Raw genomic sequence first — 19549 nt, 5'->3', positions numbered from 1 at the left:
TCATATCTCTCCTCTGCCGGTAAGTGCTTTCTTTTATCACTCTGATTCAGCTAATATTGGTAATCTATACCCAAATTGAATAATAATTAGGTGAGATATGCCATCATCATTAATAACAGCGGCAGATATAAAAATATTAAAGCAATTACAGCATGCAGGCCGCATGACCAACCAAGAGCTGGCCGATAAAGTGGGTATGGCAACCTCCCCGTGCTGGCGACGGGTGAAACAACTGGAAGAGAGTGGTGTCATTACTGGTTATCAGGCCAATATTGATCGGCGAAAAATTGGCTTGGGGATTTTGGCCTTTATTCGGGTAAAAATTGATAGTCACAGTGAAGAGGAAGCCAGGCTGTTTGAAATGCAGGTAGGGGCGCTAAAACCGGTGATTGCTTGCTATGCTGTCGCGGGGGATGCGGATTTCTTACTGCAAGTGGTGGCGGAAGACCTCGACAGTTTCTCCACCTTTGCGATGTCGGTTATTCGCCGGCTATCGGGGATTAAAGAGATGCAAACCACCTTCGTGCTGCGCGAAGTCAAACCGCTAGATCACTTGCCACTGACGTAAATTTGCGCAGAGTTGTTGCCCCCCTCTACGCCGCCAGTACCCGGTTTCGCCCTGATGCTTTTGCGCGGTAGAGGGCCTCATCCATACGTTTGAACAAGCTATCGGTATCTTCGCCGCTCTGATGTTGCGCGACGCCGATGCTAACTGTGAGTTGCGGCAGATTAGGCTGACATATCATCTGAATAGTTTCCCTAATAGATTCAGCCAGTTGTAATGCTCCCTCCAGATGGGTTAAGGGCAGGAGGATCGTAAACTCCTCGCCTCCCCAACGAAAAACGCTATCACTTTCACGAATGATGGACTCTAAGGTTCTTGCCAACAAAATCAGAACTTCGTCCCCCTTATTATGCCCAAGTTGATCATTAATAGATTTGAAATGGTCTACATCCAATAAAATCAAGCTGAAGCAGTGACCGTAACGTTGGCTCTGGGCATGAGCATGTTCGACTAAGGGGAAGAACTGACGCCGATTGCCTAAATCTGTCAGTGGGTCGCGCAGAGCAGCATGTTCCAGCGCCTGCTCCAGCCGTTTCTGTTCGGTGATATCATGGATAATGCATAGCATCAATCGTACGCCATCCAACTCAACCGGGCCGGCATAGGTTTGAACGTGACGGGTATTACCATCCGCTAATTTATGAATAAAATTTAGCGGCTTATGACCCCCCGGTAATCTAGCGACCTCATTCATGACCGGCAACACATCCCTTCCCATGGTATTGATTTCCCAGGTGTGCTTCATGCACATCTCATCCCGCGAATAGCCATAGAAACGGGTTGCTGCCTGATTAGCATCAACAATTTGCCCCTCTCTCAAGGGATCAATAAGCAGCATCGGGGCGGTATTGGTATTGAATAATTGCTCATAAAAGCCCTGTTCATCTCGGCGATAGGGTTTTGAGCATAACTGCCCCATATTGGGTTGGGTTAGTACGTTTTCGGCGATATACAACCCTTCAAAAACAATAACATCGCCATAAGGCTCTATCTGTGTGAGGGAGAGCCGGCAACTTAGGGGAAAGATATTTCCTGCGCTCTGGATAGTCCAAATCTCGACAATCTGATCGTCGCCAGCTAACGCCGGGAGGTAGGCATCCAACTGTTGCTGCGCATGTGCTGAAAACCGGCCATTACGCATTAACGGTAGTTGGCAGTCACCTGCAATCTTTCGGGCTTCCTTATTAGCAAACAGCAACTCTTGATTTTTGGGCATGACAACCCAAACCGGCGTACTCAAAATATTTAATGCATCTAAGTAAGCTATCAACATAGGAATACCGATAGAGATTTGGCATAGGAACAGAATACAGTTAATTACCACAGATTCACTACATTTTGATTTCTGTTCTTTGCAGCAGAGTCTCTCCGGCACCGGCCATAATCTGCACTCCTCCCTACTTAATCTCTTTCAGTTAACCCGTAAACTCCTCTGCCTCCTCAACTTTACTTTCAACATGATCCATTAAAGTTGTAGGGTTCCGGTGGCGTGATAGGTGATAACACAAATAGTGCCTTCACTTAATGCAACATAAGCCGCTGAACGGTATCGCCAATCTGATCCTGAACAGCGCTACCATACGCCCACAGAACATGCGCCCACATAATGACCTTGCTTTTGGTTAATCCCATCCTGTGAACATCCGTCAAAAGAGAGGGGATATTCAACGATGACTTTACCCCCTGACGGAAGAATTGAAATAACTTGCTGTTATAAAAGAAAATATCCTCATTTAACTCGCCAGACTATTTGTTCATTATAACATCAAGTTCTACTGGGGGCTTATAGCTGGTTTGTATTGTGTCGCAGCCCATGTTAAAAATACATGAATTGAATGAATGTGTTTCTAATATTAATAATGACCTCAAATTTGTATTTTCTCCTTTATATAACCTGCGGGGAGAGATATTTATACTCGGAATGATTCCGGTTACTTACTCATTCATTTTCCTTTGCTGCAATGTAGCGCTGAACTGTCTGATCGACTCAGAGCAAAATTCGCGCCCTAAGCAGATAGAGGCATTGCAGTACCATGCCGCTATGTAAATGAAGGCTAAAGAGAATAATGTTGCCAGGCTGGTTAGTATTTTCGATTAATTTTGTGCACCAGCTATATTCCACACCCTAATCTTATATCAGAAGATAACAGGGGGAGTACGCAGTGCTTTTTACATAAGGCACGAAAGTGAATACGTGCTACTTATCGTGTGATAATAAATGTTTATTGAGAAAATGAAGTCTGTTCGGATAAGGGGATATATTACCCTGGCTTGTCGATCGCCTTATTTAAGTTTGGCGGCGCTTAATCAGAATCTGGGAAAGATTATTATTGGCTTACCGATGATACTGCTTATCATCTATCTGTTTATGTTCAGTCATCCGCGTTATCTCAGTGAATCTACTGTGGCGATCAAAAGCTCAAATGACCTCAGTGGCGGCAGTCTGAATGTTGGCTTGCTGTTGGGGGCCGCCAATCCTGGCTCGTCGCAGGATGCGATGTATCTGAAAGAATATATAAACTCGCCTGACATGCTGGCTGTGCTGGACAAACAGTTAGATTTCCATTCTGCGTTCGGCCATAGCGGCTGGGATTTTTTCTATCATCTGTCTGACCGCGCCACCCGTGAGCAACTCCTTAATTACTACCGCGACCGTATTTCAGTCACATATGACGATAAAACGGGGCTACTGACTATCGGTACACAGGGATTCACGCCTGCATTCGCTAAGTTGTTTAACGAAGCGATACTGAAGGAATCAGAACGTTTCATCAACGAGATCTCACACAAAATTGCACGCGAACAGCAGGATTTTGCTGAAAACGAAATGCTCAAGGCCCGCACCCGTCTTAGTGCCAGCAAAGGCCAACTCCTGGCTTATCAGAACCAGCACAATACCCTCGATCCCGAAGCCCAGGCGCTGGCCGCCACCTCGCTGGTGAATACCCTGGTAGGGCAGAAAATTCAGATGGAAACTGAGCTGCGTAACCTGCTGACCTATCTCCGTGAAGATGCTCCGCAGGTCATCAGCGCAAAGAATGCGCTCAAATCGCTCTCCAGCCAGATTGAGGATGAAAAAAGCAAAATCACCGCCCCCGACGGCCACAAGCTAAACCGCATGGCGGTGGATTTTGAAGAGATCAAAGCCAGGGTGCTGTTCGACACCGATATCTACAAATTGACCCTGACATCGATTGAGAAAACCCGTGTTGAGGCGGCACGAAAACTGAAAATGTTGTCAGTTATCAGTTCGCCGCAGCTACCGGAGGAGGCTAAATTCCCCAATCGCCTGTATCTGCTCATCAGCTGGTTACTGGTGTGTTGCTTACTCTTTGGCACCGTCAAGTTATTGCTGGCGGTGATTGACGATCATAAAGACTGACGCTGTTTTAATGCAATATCCGGCTTGTCGGAATGACACCGCAGGCAGTCACTCAGAGCATGTTATGAAATTATTGAAATCTGTTCTTCTGATTATGGCCATCCAGGCAACATCAGTTCAGGCCGTCGATCTGAATGCTGACCCGAATATGACGGGGGCGGCACCTTTGCCGTCAATGATCTCGGGTCAAAAGCAGCAAGCCTATAACGACGGCCAGTTTTACGACCCGCCACCGGCTGTGATGCCGGCAGTGATGAGCCGCATGTTTGGCGCACAGCTCTTTACCTCGGTCTCTGCTGCGGACAGTGGTTCCAGCATTGGTTTCAATCCGAACTATGTTGTCAGCTTGGGGGATCAGATCCAAGTGCGCTTGTGGGGGGCGTTCAATTTTGAAGGCGCACTGAGTGTAGACCCGAAAGGCAATATCTTCCTGCCGAATGTCGGCCCGCTGAAGGTGGCCGGCATCCCGAATAGCCAGATTAATAGCGTGGTGACCGCCAAGGTCAAACAGGTCTATCAATCCAACGTGAACGTCTACGCCTCTTTATTACAGGCCCAGCCGGTCAAGGTATTTGTCACCGGTTATGTCAATAACCCCGGTTTGTATGGCGGTGTCGCTTCGGACTCCCTGCTCTCTTACCTCAGCAAAGCCGGTGGGGTCGATACCCAGAGCGGCAGTTATGTGGATATCAGCATCAAACGCGGTAAAAACGTGCGCTCGCAGGTCAATCTGTATGATTTTTTACTCAATGGCAATCTGGGGTTATCACAATTTTCTGATGGCGATACCATCGTGGTCGGGCCGCGTCAGCACACCTTTAGTGTGGAGGGCGAAGTGTTCAATAGCTATGATTTTGAGTTCCGCAATAGCACCATCCCGGTGACCGAAGCACTGAGCTGGGCGCGCCCTAAGCCGGGTGCGACACACATGACCATTATCCGCCAGCAGGGCACGATAAAGCGCAGTGAATACTATCCGCTCAGCTCTGCGCCGGGCCGCTCATTGCAGGATGGCGACAGACTTATCATCAGTACTGATCGGTATTCCGGCACCATTCAGGTACGAATTGAAGGCGCGCACTCCGGCGAACATGCCATGGTATTGCCTTATGGCGCGACGATGCGCCAGGTGTTGGCCAAAATTCGCCCCAACAGCATGTCACAAATGGATGCCATTCAGTTGCACCGCCGCTCGGTAGCGCTGCGCCAAAAAGAGATGCTGGATCTGTCGCTGCAAAAACTCGAGGAGGCCTCTTTATCTGCCCAATCCTCCACCTCAGAAGAGGCCCGCCTGCGGATGCAGGAGGCACAGCTTATCAGCCGCTTCGTTTCCAAGGCCCGCAATGTGGTGCCGAAGGGCGAAGTGGTGCTTAACGACAGCAATCTTGATCAGGTGATTCTGGAAGATGGTGACGTCATTAAGATCCCAGAGAAAACTTCGCTGGTCATGATCCACGGTGAAGTGCTGTTCCCAAATGCGGTGAGCTGGCAGAAAGGGCTTAGCCCGGATGACTACATCACCAAGGTTGGCGGCTACACGCAAAAAGCCAGCAACACCAAGGTCATTCTGATTAAGCAAAATGGTGAAGCGCTGAATGCTGACGATGTCAAAACACTGCAACCGGGCGACGAACTGATGGTGCTGCCGAAGTTTGAATCGAAGAATATCGAAGTCACACGTGGCATTTCGACCATTCTTTACCAACTGGCGGTTGCGGCTAAAGTGGTGTTAACACTCTGATGATAGGCATTTTCTCGGCAGGCATCTGCCGCATTGAGCATCTGGAAAACTTTCTGGCGCAGCCTTGCTGCAAACTTTCATCGCTGCGCTCCATTCCGCCAGAGGTTCACTCGGTGGCGGTGTGGGGCCATCGCCCGACGGGGGAGAAAGCCGTCTCGCTGGCGCACGCCGCGGGTCTGCCGGTTATTCGTCTCGAAGATGGTTTTATCCGTTCACTAGGGTTGGGCGTGATGGGTTGTCCGCCGCTGTCGATGGTGGTGGATACCCAGGGGATCTATTACGACGCCAGTCGGGCCAGTTCGCTGGAAACACTGATTATTGATCGCGCCGGTAATCAGCCCTTTTATGCCGATGCGCAGAGTGCCATGCAGCTGATAGTCGCGGCGGATCTATCGAAATATAACCTGGCACCGCCATTTTGTGGCGAGCCGCCGCAAGGCGATGCAGTGCTGGTGGTGGACCAGACCTTCGGTGATATGGCGGTGAAGTACGGCAATGCGGATGCGGCTGATTTTAAAGCGATGCTGCATGCCGCGTTGGATGAAAACCCGCAGGCAGAGATCTGGCTGAAGATTCATCCAGATGTGTTACAGGGCAAGAAAGCGGGCTACTTCACAGCCATCCCGCACGATCCGCGCATCAAGTTGCTCGCAGAAAATGTCAGCCCACAGTCGCTATTGCGCCATGTCAGCCGCGTCTATGTGGTGACCTCACAATATGGTTTTGAGGCGCTACTGGCAGGGAAGAGCGTCACGGTATTTGGCCAGCCCTGGTATGCCGGTTGGGGATTGACCGACGATCGCCATCCACAGGCCAGTGCTTTATCGGCGCGGCGCGGGCAGGCAACTTTGCAGGATCTCTTTAGCGCAGCTTATTTTCGCTATAGCCGCTATATCGACCCCTGTAGTGGGCAGCCCGCCACACTGTTTGATGTGATTAATGGCCTGTTGATGCAAAAAAATCATCAATACCAACGGCAGGGACAGCTATGGGCGCCGGGGTTAACACTCTGGAAACGCAGCATTTTTCTGCTGTTCTTAAAAACATCACTGAACCGTGTCTCTTTCAGAGAAGGTAAAACCGCGAACACCGCTTGTGTGGTGTGGGGGAGTAAAGGTGAACAGCGCTGGCAAGAGAAGGCGTTGTCGCAACACCTGCCAGTATGGCGGATGGAAGATGGCTTTTTACGTTCATCGGGGCTGGGTTCCGACCTGAACCTACCGCTGTCATTGGTGCTGGACAAAAGTGGCATTTACTACGATGCCACCCGGCCAAGTGACCTGGAGACCTTACTCAACCGCAGTCAGTTAACTGCACTACAGTCTGCGCGGGCAGCAGAATTCCGCCAACGACTGGTGAGCAGCAAAGTCAGTAAATACAACATTGGCGGCACATTCCGTCTGCCGCTGACCGCGCAGGGGAAACGTATTCTTCTGGTGCCCGGTCAGGTGGAGGATGATGCCTCAATACTGACTGGCACTGTCACGATTCGGACTAACAGCGAGCTGCTGAAAACTGTCCGCCAGCGTAACCCCGATGCTTTCATCATTTATAAGCCGCACCCGGATGTGTTGGTCGGCAACCGACAAGGCGATATTCCTGCCGCCGATGTGGCGCGCTGGGCGGATCTTCAGGCGCTGGACGCCGATATCATTCAGTGTATCCAGGTGGCCGATGAGTTGCATACCCTGACGTCACTCTCAGGTTTTGAAGCCCTGCTGCACGGCAAGCGGGTGTTCTGTTACGGCCTGCCATTTTACGCCGGATGGGGGCTGACACAGGATGAACATCGTTCGCCCCGCCGAAACCGTATTTTGATGTTGGATGACCTGGTTTATCAGGCGTTAATCGCTTACCCGACCTATGTTGACCCGCAACGGCGCGAAGCCATCACCGCTGAACGGGCGTTAGACATTCTGGCCGCTCAACCCCGCGCCAGGATGCAATTGAGTAAAAAGAGGGCGGGCAGGATTATCCGCTATTACCGAAAGTTGATCATGTTAGCCAAAGTCACAATGAATCTATAAATCAGTCTGTTAAATCCTAATGGTGACCAGTTTATGCTTACAAATAGCCGCGCACTAACCAAACTTCTCGCTGGGAAAAAATACCTGCTGCTACAAGGCCCGATGGGGCCTTTCTTCAGTGATATCGCCGGGTGGCTTGAATCCATGGGCTGCGAAGCGGTAAACGTGGTATTCAACGGCGGCGACAAGTTTTATTGTCGTAAGCGCGACTATTTGCTGTTTAAGCAGACGCCAAAAGAGTTTCCCGTCTGGCTAAAAGAGACCTGGCAAACCTACCACTTCGACACTATTTTGTGCTTTGGCGATTGTCGGCCACTGCATCAGGCGGCGAAGCTGTGGGCGCAAGCCAAAGGCGTGCGTTTTCTGGCGTTTGAGGAGGGCTATCTCCGGCCCCATTTTATTACGCTGGAAGAGGGGGGCGTAAACGCCTTCTCTTCATTGCCGCGTCATCCAGATTTCTACCGTAAGTTGCCCGATGCAACGCCCCCGGTGGCAAAAAAATTGGCATCATGTTTTCGTCTGCGCGTGCGCCATGCCATGACTTATTACCTGGCCGGCTGGTTTTATCGCCACGAATTTGCGCAATATCGACACCATAAATCCTTCTCCCCCCTCTATGAAGCGCGCTGCTGGGCGCGTGCTGCAGTGAGAAAACAAGGGTATCGATTCCTGCAACGAAAGGTGTTGCCCCAACTGCAGGGCGAGCTGGATCAGCGCTACCATCTGGCCATTTTGCAGGTCTACAACGACAGCCAAATCCGCAATCACAGCCCCTATAATGACGTGCGCGACTACATTAATGAAGTTATGTATTCATTTTCAAAGAAGGCGGCCAGTGACCAGTATCTGGTGATCAAACATCACCCCATGGACCGGGGACACCGCTTATATGGGCCATTAATCCGCAAACTGTGCAAACAGTACAACATCAGTGGCCGGGTTAAATACGTGCATGACCTGCCGATGCCGGAGCTGCTGAACCACGCCAAAAAGGTGATCACCATCAACAGCACAGCGGGTATTTCAGCGCTGATCCATAACAAGCCGTTAATTGTGATGGGCCGTGCGATGTATAACATAAAAGGGTTGACGTTTCAGGGGCATCTCAACCAATTCTGGCAATCTGACTTCAAACCGGATATGAAGCTATTCAAGAAATTCCGTCTCTATATGCTGAAAAACACCCAGATTAATGCTGTTTACTATGGTGATAATCAGATTGAACCCATACCGACGGAAAAAAAAGAGCCTCGTTCCGAGTATTTCAAAAAAATAGCTTAGTGAGTGTGGAGGATTTAAAAGAGCGGGAATGACGCAGTATTCGGAATGTTGGAATTACTACCACACTGGGAAATATGTTTCCCGCTCATTTTATTTAATTAATTAGGCCTTGAAAGTGCCAACATCATTTGAGATTGATGAAGTCTTGACCAACTGTCCTGTGGCGCATTATCAGGATAATAATGAAGTATTGACGACCAGCAGTGAACAGCTTCATCCCATTTGCAACAAAGTTGGGTAATTTCGGCTCTGAGAATCAATTCATCAATACTCTCAGGAAAAGTATTTTTAGAAATTTTCAATAAAGTCATTGCCTCCTCTATCATTCCCAGCATTCTATAAGAGTATGCCAACCGATAGTTTGCAATATCATATTCATTTAGCAGTTGTAACCAGATCTTTGCAGAAGCATCCCATCTCCTCATTGAGTAGCAATTTTCACCAGCCTCAAATAAAAGTTCTTTATTATCAAAATATTCAATCGGTAGCTTATTAAGAATAGCTTCCGCTTCTAGATATCTCTCTTGTGAACGTAGCCCTTTGAGATAAATAATAATTAGCTCTTTAGATAAAGAGAGTAACTCGACATTTCTATTAAATATTTGTTGAACAACTTCATCTAACTTATTTTCTGAAAAAGATATTTTTGCATTTTCATAATTCAAAATGCTTTTGTCGATTAGTTGTATTGATGCCAGATCAAGGTTTTCTCTTGCGACTTCATAATGTCCTAACTCCCTATTACAACGAGCCAACATAATACCAGCTTGTAATCTTGAGAATTCACAATTGATTAAGTCAACAGAATCACCATCTAATAGCATAATAGTATTTAACCAATCAGAATGACATATATAATACCAAGCCTTGCTAAGTAGCAAATATTTTTCGTCACTACTAGAGAAGTATTTTTTATAAATATACTCGAATCTGGTTGAGTCTGAAAGCTCTGCTGTGCATTGAAGGATAGCAATCGTGTCCTCACCACTATGGTCAGTTAGCATTTCCCAACATGCCACAGCGGCTTCCCATTGTTGAAGTTTCATCTGAATGATCGCGAATTCACGAATCACTGGTTTTGGCCAGACTAATTTATTACTCCCATAATTTTCATTAATAGATTCTAAAGCTAATCTGATTTTCCCAAGGTTGTTCAATGAGATAATATTTTGAATTGTCGCTTCATATTTATGATGCTCATTGCCATACTTGGAGACTAGTGCCCAGCGTGAAATCGCAAGAAGCCAATCTTTACTATTACTGGCGTGAGTAGCATATTCAAATAATATATCCGCATCTACAAAATCAATTGGTAATGGAAGGTCAAGTGCTTCAATAGCGCTAACAACGCGCTTACAGTTATTGCCATCACGATGTTGAAAAGTATTATCTATCCGCTTTTGAATTTTCTCTGATGGCTTGGCTGAATTCTTAAGCACGACATTTAATTCTGAGAAAAATGACTGCTCATTAGTGACTACTGCGCCAAAACCATCCTTGCGATAGTCGTAATACCCTTTGGTATAAGTATGATCTCCCTGAAAGAAGGTATCTTCATCAAATTGATAATAAATTACTGATTTAGATTGCACTGCCATATCAAAAGCAACAGATGAGTAATCTGTAACTAATAGTGAAGCATCGTTGAATAAATCTTGTATATTTCTGTTATCCTGGCTTCCTATTTTTATAAAATCGGGGGTTTTAAACTCATCTAGATAAGGTAAAATATTTACGTGTGGAAAAAAAACAACGTCATAACCATATTTCGTACAAATCCGACGCAGCTCTGGTGAATGAAGTAGGCTGTACCAATGTTTAGCATAGCTAGAATCCATAAACAAAGGGTTGAGATCTCTTTCAGTACCCTCTTTATTCGCCGCCCCAATAATAGAAGATCGCCAAGTTGGCATTATCAATATATTCTTATTGTTATTAGGTTTGGTGGATTTTAATAAGCTATCGTGCCTCGGCAGTCCTGTCAGAACCACCTCTTTCTTGCCAAATTTATAATGTGAGTCATCAGAAACAATAGAATCAAATTCAGGTTTTGATGCAGTAATAAAGCAATCAATATTGTCTTTCTGATTTAGCCATCCAGAAAGGTCATCCTTAATTACACCGTGTTGTAAGAAAACAAAATGTCGGCCTGACAACATCTTTGGCCCCAGTAAATTAGTCACAAAGTGATCTGCATGAGAGCTAATTAATTTTGAACAACTTCCCACTGCAATTTTATGTTCTTCACTGCCAAATTCAAGCAAGTTAAAATTGTCGTGAATAAGGCGAAGCCAGTCACATGAGCTTTTTCTTAGTACATAGAATATCTCAATTTCAGGATGATTAGCTCGGATATAACGATATAAATGTTCAGCATTATCGTCAGCATGTGTATCGCGGTCCATCAATATCCATGCGTTTCTATACTTCTCTGATACATTATATTTAGGTGTGACGTCTTCAAAATACTTAATAATAGCCGCGCCGTGCACCCCATTTTTTTCTTGTTTTCCAGCAAGTGATATTCTGGCGGATTTTCCACAAATATTAATTTTTATAACTGATTTTGGGTCAAATTTAACCCATAACCGTCTTTCATTGACGAAATTTTTAGATAAGAATTTATGAGTAATATTTTTAATAAAAACAGGAATAGTATCTACATCATTGACAGTTATGTGCTCAAGTTCTTGTTTGCCAGTAAAGTAACGTAATTGAACCAGCCCTTTCATCTTATCATATGACTCTACATATACTATCTGGAATGTAGGTTCACTTTGTTTAAAGCATGAAAGCATCCCAACCTTATGGTAGTACCAACATCCTGCAAGTCCGAACTGCATAATGATTTTATTATCAATCATTGAAAAAATATCGTGTATATTTTTCTCGAATGAAACTACTTTTTCCCTCTCTAAAAAAGAGAGTTTAGATTCATGGTTTATAAGTCGCCTTAGGTACCAAAAAACATGATATAGAATCTGAGTTTGTAGGGATTCAGGGATAGGTCTACCCGACTGTTGGTAACGTTGCATAGATTCAATACAGCCTTTTTGCAGTACAATACCGTACAGCCCTGGATTTTCCCATGCATTATCTAAAGTTGATGTGCCGTCACTTCTTTTTCTATAAAAGTACTTCGCATTCTTTAAATATGCAGCATTACCTGAATTTAACGGAAAAATATATTTTGTTATGAAATGTGCATCTTCATAGTTAGGTTTTATCTCCACATCAAATGATATGTCATGACTTTTTATATTGGACAACTTAAATAGAGTAGAACTGGCATGAAGTTGAATTTGCTGTCCTAAATCATTTATTGGGACTATTGTTTCTTGTTTCGAAAACTTATATCTTAGCGGATGTGTATCTTTATATATATTCATGGCATCAAAATAAAATATAAGGTTACAACAAACTAGACTTAAATTTTTGTCACTGTTGTTCTTAATGAATAAATCTATTGATGAAAAATATTCATTATCAATAAAATCATCAGGATCAATAAAAGTTACCCATTCTGTATTAGCATATTCTAAACCTAGGTTCCTTGCAGAGGCTTGCCCACCATTTTCTTTATAAAGATAAGTTATATTTAATGGATACTTTTTCTGCCAGTACTTTATTGTATTTCCTGAACCATCGGTTGAACCATCATCAACCAAGATTATGTGAATGTTATTTTTGAAATCTATATGTTGATTGACAATGCTTTTAATAAACTCATCTAAATATCTATCAACATTGTATACTGCTGAAATTATTGTATATTGATAAGTGCCTTTATATTTCCTTATCCTTAACTTTTTTATTCTTCTTTCTTGTTTTGTTAACATATCTAAAAGAAACAGATTAGGATTGCGAATTAATTTCTTTAATTTTCTAGTGAGCATTTTATTTCTCTGATTCAAAATGATATTTAAGTGCGGATATTAATAGGGATTTATAATTTTCAAGCGGGGCTTTCTGTGTGTTGAAGTCGTTAGCACAAAAAGAGTGAGGTAGGCAGCCCTCTTTCTTGGCTACTTTTAATGCTTTAAAGCTGCTTCTTGCTGCGGTCGATCTAATATTAAAGTAGTAGCAAATATCTCGGGCTGGCACGGCTGCGCCTTGAATATAAGATAGCCAAGGAACAAAGAATGTTGCTAAATTCATATCATGGTTTGTTCGGAATTTATTAGGCAAAAACTTTTTTATCTCACGTTCATACCGTTGATGGCTTTGTTCAAAAATGCTTTTCCTGAGCGGAACATAGGTATGCACCAAGGGGGTATCAATCGCTATTTGAAAATCTTTTTCGAAGATATCTATTACATTGTGTGAGGCAGAAAGCGTTGGTGTATTCGTTCCTTTAGCTTGCATATCCGCCAGGCTTTTTTGAGAAAGAAATAATGAAGCTATACCATTACCTTTAAAGAAATGTCCTGGCGGCAAGGGCCTTGCAACAAAAACATCATCATTAAAATAGATAAAGTGCTCTGCCAGGCCCGGTATCTTATGTAAATGAGCTTCTATAACATGTGAGTTAAAGGTAGGTAAATATTGGCTTTCAATAATGTCACTATGATCGATTATTGTAATTCGAGAGTTGCATTGTAGCCAGGCAGGACGTTGTTTATCGGTGATAATGTATATCTGCCTAACCCAAGGTAGGTAAAGCTCTACGCTCTTAATAGAATAACGCAATTCATCATGGTTACTGAATCTCGCACTATCTGTTGCATGCTGACCCAGAGTATCTTTATCTACTATGTTCTTATTTTGTTGATAGCGTTTTTGCCACGCGGGATCAGAATCATCAACCCATGTAAAAACAACATCTATTGGAAAGTTAACATTTGTTAGTTTTTCCAATGACAAATCATGGCGAATAAGAATATTTTCTTCTAATTCAGGACAAAGAATTTCATTTCTAATGATAGGGTATTTTTTATTTAAGTGATCACGAAAAAACACGCCTGGACTTTGAAGGAATTTTTTTAATTTTTTCATTTGTTATCTAAAATGTAGGGCAGACAAACTATATCCCTTCATCCACCTTATAAACGGCAATTGCCTCATCCACTGAGTCAAAATATTTCACCTGATTATCCCGACCTATAAAGAGCGCAACATCACAAAACTCTTTCAGCGAGCCTAGGCTGTGCGATACCATCAAAAAGCTGGCTTCTTCATGGCGGGCTTTGAATACATCAGCGCATTTCCGCTTGAACTTGGCATCGCCGACGGCGGTGACTTCATCCACCAGATAGTAGTCAAACTTAAATGCCATGCTCAGGCCAAAACCGAGGCGGGATTTCATACCCGAAGAGTAGGTTTTGATCGGCATATCGAAGTATTTTCCTAACTCGGCGAACGCTTCGACAAAGGCAACTTTTTCTCGAAGTTCGCTGTGAGTAGCATACAGGCGAGCAACAAATTTGACGTTTTCGCGTCCTGTTAGGCTGCCCTGAAATCCGCCAGCAAGTCCTACAGGCCAAGAAATTGTTTTGTCTGTATGGATCTGGCCCGAATCAGCCCGGTCAATACCGCCAATAACCCGCAGCAGGGTAGATTTACCCGCGCCATTTCGGCCAATTAATGCGACGCTTTTCCCCGAAGGTAGCTCTACGTTGAGATCTTTAAAGACATAATGGCGACCGGCAGGAGTGCGGTATGATTTGGTGAGATTTTCAATTTTGATCATGAGGTCAGCATCGCCTCTTCACGGTTACGGTAGAGCGCGAGCCCGACAAACAAGGTAACCAGAGCACAGAACGCCAGATAGTTCAGGCTTACTCCCTCACTGACATAGCCGGGGACGACGGCGGCACGACATAATTCGACCACGTGCACGATCGGGTTCCATAACAGATATGGCCAGTACTCTTTTGGAATTGAATGTAGCGGAAACATAATGCAGGAGATAAAGTACAGCGGCTTAATCAGGATAGGTAAAAACTTCTCGGTTTCAGGGAAGGTTTTACCCACCACCATAAAGATCAGCCCTACACCGCAAGAGAAGATCACCAGCAGTACCCAAACCAGTACCAGCGAAGTCAGTTTAACCACTTCAAACTCTTCGCCTGCCAGAGCCACAATTACCATCAGCAGCACGTAAACCACTGCGTAGATCAACGCCTCTAAAATGGCGCGGGCAATAATCGTATCTATAGGTTTGACTGGCCGGTAGTTGAACAGACCCTGATTGGCCTCAATCGCGCCTATAGACCTATTGGTGATGTTACTGAAAACGAAGTAGGGAATGATTCCATTGATCAAAAATACCGGGAAGGAGATATCCGGCATGGTGCGGTGCATGATGAAGCCGAAAATAGTCAACAGGATCAGCAGATGGGCCATGGGTTCCAGCGCTGCCCATAGATATCCAAGCCTGTATTTGCCAAACCGGGTTTTAATTTCCCTTAAAAAAAGTGCCTTAACGGCAGCTTTTTGTACTTCCAAGCCACTACGTGCCATCAGTTTCCCATTGGTTAATATTTACCCACGCTACCGCGCCTGACTTACAGCTGCCAATATGCCGAAAACGAGAACAGACTGCAGAAAATGGACGTGTTTTCCGCCCTTGTGCTTTAATCACAATGGGAAGTTAATTATCAATAATTGAGTTCAGAGGAACTAATGGGAAGTAATATTCCCTATCCCATTTGCACTAGGTTACATTGATATTCCTTTCCCGTAAAAATTAGATTTGAATAAGGATTATTGCAAGGGGGCACTGACTTTCATTCAGGTATGCAAAATCAATCTAGAGCAATAATTTACTTTAAATTACTTGTTTGATCTATAGTCTTAAAAATTAATTTTTCCTTTTTTAATTAAAAACCCTATTAAATCAAAATGATATGCAATGTATTTTTTACCTTTACAGGATTTTTGAATTGTATTTTTAACGTATTTTGATTTGCGAAATTATTTAATTAGATGAATTACCTTTATTAATGATGCTATTTATTAGCTTTGATTTGTGTCGGTGTATTGAGGAAAACAAAACCAGCGGCTTTCTCCATTAGTTTTCGCATCGATATTCAAATTGCTGCCACTGTAGAACCCGAATTATTCGGTCTAGGACTCAATGAACCTCCGGGATTTAGGTTGTGTTGCATTAAGCAAAGGCGCGGGTAATATCTCATTTATTTACCAGAATCTCCGCCCATTTCTCTGATACGAAAAGCCTTCAAACGACTGTATTATCCCGTCGATAACATCGCTCAGTGTATTCACGGGTATGTCGTCTATGTCGTGATGTGATGGACGTCCCTCCCTTACATAACCAGTGCCATACTTTTACTGACTACATTAAGCTGGGAGTAACATTAGATTGACCTGTTTATCCTCTGCAACGTCATCACGACGTGTGGCATAAGAGAGCATCGGGCTTAACATGCGCCCTGCTATGAGTTTTAGATAGAGTTTAGAGCCGTTGGTTGGCGGCATAGATTCTTGTTGTGCTATCGCGGTAAAGCTCTGAAAGAGCCGCCAGTGTATTGATAAGCTACCCGATTAACCACATATCAAGACGTGACAGTTATCTGGGATAGTTCAATTATCTGGGATAGTTCAATGGGGACAAAAGGCAGGTATGTGAGTTATCACTATCGCTAGAAGCACTTATATCTCTAATTTATTGAGATACAAGGAGTTTGGAGCGGGTGAAGGGAATCGAACCCTCGTATAGAGCTTGGGAAGCTCTCGTTCTACCATTGAACTACACCCGCTTCGGTGTGCGGTTTGCATTATAACCGGTTCTTTGACGTGGGCAAGCGAAGATATAGTCTAAGCGCCGGTATTTTAAGCGATTAGCTTAAATAAGCCGTAACTACTGCTATTTTCTGGGAATCCTTTGCTCAGTAAAAAGGGCGCCGTAGCGCCCTAATAGGTTTACCGTTAACCAAGGTTGCTTATTTTACCGGGCGCATCGCTGGGAACAAGATAACATCGCGGATAGTGTGGCTGTTGGTAAACAACATCACCATACGGTCAATACCAATGCCCAAGCCAGCCGTTGGCGGCAAGCCATGTTCCAGTGCGGTGACATAATCTTCATCGTAGAACATTGCTTCATCATCGCCTGCTTCTTTGGCGCTAACTTGATCGGCAAAGCGCTGAGCTTGGTCTTCAGCGTCATTCAGCTCAGAGAAGCCGTTGCCAATTTCACGGCCACCGATGAAGAACTCGAAACGGTCAGTGATGAATGGATTATCGTCGTTACGACGTGCCAGCGGAGAAACCTCTGCCGGGTATTCAGTGATGAATGTTGGCTGAATCAGGTGGCTCTCTGCGGTCTCTTCGAAAATTTCGCATTGAACGCGGCCCAGGCCCCAGCTCTTCTCCACTTTGATGCCAAGTGACTCGGCAATGGCCACAGCTTTGCCCATATCATCCAAATCCGCCACATTGGTTTCAGGGCGATATTTGCAAATGGCTTCTTTCATGGTCAACTTGACAAAAGGTTTACCAAAATCAAATGTCTGCTCACCATACTGCACCACACTACTACCCAGAATGTTTTCAGTCAGGGTACGGAACAACTCTTCGGTCAATACGATCAGATCTTTGTAATCCGCATACGCCATATAGAGTTCCATCATAGTGAACTCTGGGTTATGGCGCGGTGAAACACCCTCATTACGGAAGTTGCGGTTAATTTCGAACACACGTTCAAAACCACCGACAACCAGGCGTTTCAAGTACAGTTCTGGTGCGATACGTAAGTACATATCGATATCCAGCGCATTATGATGTGTCACGAACGGACGTGCAGACGCGCCGCCAGGGATCACTTGCATCATTGGGGTTTCGACTTCCATGAAACCTTTTTCCACCATGAAGCTGCGGATGCCAGACATCACTTGCGAACGCACTTTGAACGTATTGCGAGATTCGTCGTTAGCGATCAGGTCCAGATAACGCTGGCGATAACGGGTCTCCTGATCAGCCAGGCCGTGGAATTTATCTGGCAGCGGACGCAGTGCTTTGGTCAGTAAACGCAGTTCGCTACAGTGGATAGACAGCTCGCCGGTTTTGGTTTTAAACAGTTTACCGCGTGCACCCAGGATATCGCCCAGATCCCACTTTTTGAACTCTTCGTTATAAACGCCTTCCGGCAGATCATCACGGGAAACGTACAACTGAATACGGCCACCGACATCTTGCAGTGTCACGAATGATGCTTTGCCCATGATGCGGCGGGTCATCATGCGACCGGCAACGGTTACTTCGATATTCAGTGCTTCTAACTCTTCGTTCTCTTTGCTGCCATACTCAGCATGCAACTGGTCAGAGAGGTGCTCGCGGCGGAAATCATTTGGGAAAGCAATCCCTTTTTCCCGCAGCACTGCCAGTTTTTCTCGACGAGCTTGTAACTCACTATTGAGTTCTTGCGCTTGCTCAGCGACTTGCGTTTTTTGCTCTGACATCTCAGTTCCTTATAGCCCGGCTTTCAAACTTGCTTCGATGAATTTGTCCAGATCACCATCCAGTACCGCTTGCGTGTTGCGTGTTTCCACACCGGTACGCAAATCTTTGATACGTGAGTCATCCAGTACATAAGAACGGATCTGGCTGCCCCAACCGATATCGGACTTGTTATCTTCCAGAACCTGTTTATCAGCATTTTTCTTTTGCATCTCAAACTCATACAGCTTCGCTTTCAACTGTTTCATCGCTTGATCTTTGTTTTTATGCTGAGAACGGTCATTCTGACACTGAGTCACAATATTGGTTGGAATATGGGTAATACGTACCGCAGATTCCGTTTTGTTAACATGTTGACCACCCGCACCAGATGCGCGGTAAACGTCAATACGCAAGTCTGCCGGGTTGATTTCGATATCAATGTCGTCGTCAACTTCAGGATAGACAAAGGCAGAACTGAAAGAGGTATGACGGCGGCCACCGGAGTCAAATGGGCTTTTACGTACCAGGCGATGTACGCCAGTTTCAGTACGTAACCAGCCAAATGCATATTCACCGATGATTTTGATCGTGGCAGACTTCAGGCCCGCGACATCGCCATCCGACTCTTCAATGATTTCAGTTTTGAAACCTTTGGATTCAGCCCAGCGCAGATACATGCGCAGCAACATGCTGGCCCAGTCCTGAGCTTCTGTACCACCGGAGCCTGCTTGCAGATCCAGGTAGCAGTTGGCGCTATCATATTCACCAGAGAACATACGGCGGAATTCAAGCTGGCCCAGCTTGCCATCAAGGATATCTAACTCAGCAACCGCTTCGTTAAACGTCTCTTCGTCGTCAGCTTCAATCGCCAGTTCTAGCAAGCCAGTGACGTCTTCCATGCCTTGATCCAATTGATCAATAGTGGTGACTATCTCTTCCAGCGCAGAACGCTCTTTACCCAGCGCTTGGGCGCGCTCAGGTTCATTCCAGACGTCGGGCTGTTCCAGCTCGGCGTTTACTTCTTCCAGTCGCTCTTTCTTGGCATCATAGTCAAAGATACCCCCTGAGAACGGCTGTCCGATCAGACAGGTCCTGAATTCGGTTTTTTACCGGGTTTATTTCAAACATGATTTAAAGTCTTACGTTGAGTC

The 19549-nt window shown here is 45.1% G+C and carries 12 protein-coding genes, 1 tRNA gene and 1 pseudogene; 6 read left to right on the top strand and 8 right to left on the bottom strand.

Annotated elements, in window-relative coordinates; translation table 11 throughout:
- Positions 1-97 precede the first annotated feature (97 nt).
- Positions 98-568, top strand: a complete 471-nt coding sequence (locus FFE93_RS04485) for an Lrp/AsnC family transcriptional regulator (RefSeq protein ID WP_005272826.1) — start codon at positions 98-100, stop codon at positions 566-568.
- 25 nt (positions 569-593) lie between these two features.
- Here FFE93_RS04485 and FFE93_RS04480 read toward each other — a convergent pair whose 3' ends face one another.
- Positions 594-1838, bottom strand: a complete 1245-nt coding sequence (locus tag FFE93_RS04480; RefSeq protein ID WP_032897261.1) for a sensor domain-containing diguanylate cyclase — start codon at positions 1836-1838, stop codon at positions 594-596.
- 945 nt (positions 1839-2783) lie between these two features.
- Here FFE93_RS04480 and FFE93_RS04475 point away from each other — a divergent pair.
- The 4 genes from FFE93_RS04475 to FFE93_RS04460 all read left to right on the top strand — a co-directional run bounded on the left by FFE93_RS04475 (position 2784) and on the right by FFE93_RS04460 (position 8996).
- Positions 2784-3947, top strand: a complete 1164-nt coding sequence (locus tag FFE93_RS04475; RefSeq protein ID WP_005272823.1) for a hypothetical protein — start codon at positions 2784-2786, stop codon at positions 3945-3947.
- A gap of 64 nt (positions 3948-4011) precedes the next feature.
- On the top strand, positions 4012-5688 hold the full coding sequence (locus FFE93_RS04470) for a polysaccharide biosynthesis/export family protein (protein ID WP_032897259.1): 1677 nt from the start codon (positions 4012-4014) through the stop codon (positions 5686-5688).
- Positions 5688-7715 carry a capsular polysaccharide biosynthesis protein gene (locus FFE93_RS04465; RefSeq protein ID WP_054872575.1) on the top strand — a complete coding sequence of 676 codons (2028 nt, stop codon included), beginning with the start codon at positions 5688-5690 and terminating at the stop codon, positions 7713-7715. The genes FFE93_RS04470 and FFE93_RS04465 overlap by 1 nt, the downstream gene beginning before the upstream one ends.
- 33 nt (positions 7716-7748) lie before the next feature.
- On the top strand, positions 7749-8996 hold the full coding sequence (locus tag FFE93_RS04460) for a capsule biosynthesis protein (RefSeq protein ID WP_054872574.1): 1248 nt from the start codon (positions 7749-7751) through the stop codon (positions 8994-8996).
- A gap of 98 nt (positions 8997-9094) precedes the next feature.
- Here FFE93_RS04460 and FFE93_RS04455 read toward each other — a convergent pair whose 3' ends face one another.
- The 4 genes from FFE93_RS04455 to FFE93_RS04440 are packed head-to-tail and all read right to left on the bottom strand — an operon-like array spanning position 9095 to position 15458.
- A complete protein-coding gene (locus FFE93_RS04455) occupies positions 9095-12892 on the bottom strand; it encodes a CDP-glycerol glycerophosphotransferase family protein (RefSeq protein ID WP_138774850.1) in 3798 nt (1265 codons plus the stop codon).
- 1 nt (position 12893) lies between these two features.
- Entirely contained in the window at positions 12894-13991 is a 1098-nt protein-coding gene (locus FFE93_RS04450; protein WP_138774849.1) for a Stealth CR1 domain-containing protein, read from the bottom strand.
- Between the two features lie 28 nt (positions 13992-14019).
- The gene (locus FFE93_RS04445) at positions 14020-14685 is read right to left on the bottom strand and encodes an ABC transporter ATP-binding protein (protein WP_057647758.1); all 666 of its coding nucleotides are present in this window, start codon (positions 14683-14685) and stop codon (positions 14020-14022) included.
- Entirely contained in the window at positions 14682-15458 is a 777-nt protein-coding gene (locus tag FFE93_RS04440) for an ABC transporter permease (RefSeq protein ID WP_049602528.1), read from the bottom strand. Before FFE93_RS04440 ends, FFE93_RS04445 begins: the two co-directional genes overlap by 4 nt.
- Before the next feature lie 696 nt (positions 15459-16154).
- Between FFE93_RS04440 and FFE93_RS04435 the strand changes: the two are divergent.
- Positions 16155-16238 (top strand): annotated as a pseudogene (locus FFE93_RS04435) (IS6 family transposase); the annotation flags it as partial.
- Positions 16239-16643: 405 nt separating this feature from the next.
- Here the strand turns inward: FFE93_RS04435 and FFE93_RS04430 are convergent.
- The 3 genes from FFE93_RS04430 to prfB all read right to left on the bottom strand — a co-directional run bounded on the left by FFE93_RS04430 (position 16644) and on the right by prfB (position 19526).
- Positions 16644-16717 (bottom strand) — tRNA-Gly (locus FFE93_RS04430).
- Positions 16718-16900: 183 nt separating this feature from the next.
- Positions 16901-18418 carry a lysine--tRNA ligase gene (lysS, locus tag FFE93_RS04425; protein WP_049602527.1) on the bottom strand — a complete coding sequence of 506 codons (1518 nt, stop codon included), beginning with the start codon at positions 18416-18418 and terminating at the stop codon, positions 16901-16903.
- Between the two features lie 9 nt (positions 18419-18427).
- Positions 18428-19526, bottom strand: a protein-coding gene (gene prfB / locus FFE93_RS04420; RefSeq protein WP_099460520.1) for a peptide chain release factor 2 whose coding sequence is annotated in 2 segments (ribosomal slippage) — positions 18428-19450 and positions 19452-19526 — 1098 coding nt in all. Because the reading frame shifts where the segments join, the coding sequence is not laid out codon by codon here.
- Positions 19527-19549 lie beyond the last annotated feature (23 nt).

This window comes from Yersinia sp. KBS0713 (assembly GCF_005937895.2).
In the GTDB taxonomy this organism is placed as follows: domain Bacteria; phylum Pseudomonadota; class Gammaproteobacteria; order Enterobacterales; family Enterobacteriaceae; genus Yersinia; species Yersinia bercovieri.
The sequence above is the reverse complement of the archived record's forward strand: the minus strand, read 5'-3'. Positions and strand labels throughout refer to the sequence as shown.